Origin of the sequence: Salmonella sp. SAL4457, from assembly GCF_046548235.1 — a bacterium.
Lineage (GTDB): Bacteria > Pseudomonadota > Gammaproteobacteria > Enterobacterales > Enterobacteriaceae > Salmonella > Salmonella enterica.
The window spans coordinates 1-348 of record NZ_JBGDZO010000171.1 but is presented as its reverse complement, the minus strand read 5'-3'; the positions used below and the strand labels follow the sequence as shown (position 1 = coordinate 348).

Sequence of the window (348 nt, the reverse complement as noted above, 5' to 3'; positions counted from 1 at the left end):
GCCAGCGGTCGGCGTCCTCTTCGCCCTGGTTTTCCTCCCAGCCGCCCGGCGCGCAGCGGATCTCCACGCCGAGCGCGGCATGCGCGGCCCTGGCGCAGGCGAGGTCGTCGTCCCAGGGCGTGCTGTCGCTCTCCAAGAACAGGCTGTGCCACTTGCCCACCGCCTTCGGCAGCCAGGTGACGCGCACCGCGCCGTGCTCGCCGCGGGCGGTGCACTTGAGGGTCTGGCCGTGCTCCTGCCATGGGCCGCAGGGCCCCAGCGCCTGTTCCAGCCAGGCGGCGACGGCCGCGTGCTCGGCGTCTTTCAGGTAGATCTCGATATCCGGTTGGCGCATGGGGTCCTCGGGGA

At 72.4% G+C, this 348-nt stretch carries 1 protein-coding gene; it reads right to left on the bottom strand.

Annotated elements, in window-relative coordinates; translation table 11 throughout:
* A partial coding sequence (locus ACLJNW_RS23765; protein WP_410961166.1) for a hypothetical protein occupies positions 1-334 on the bottom strand: 334 nt, incomplete at its 3' end.
* Positions 335-348 lie beyond the last annotated feature (14 nt).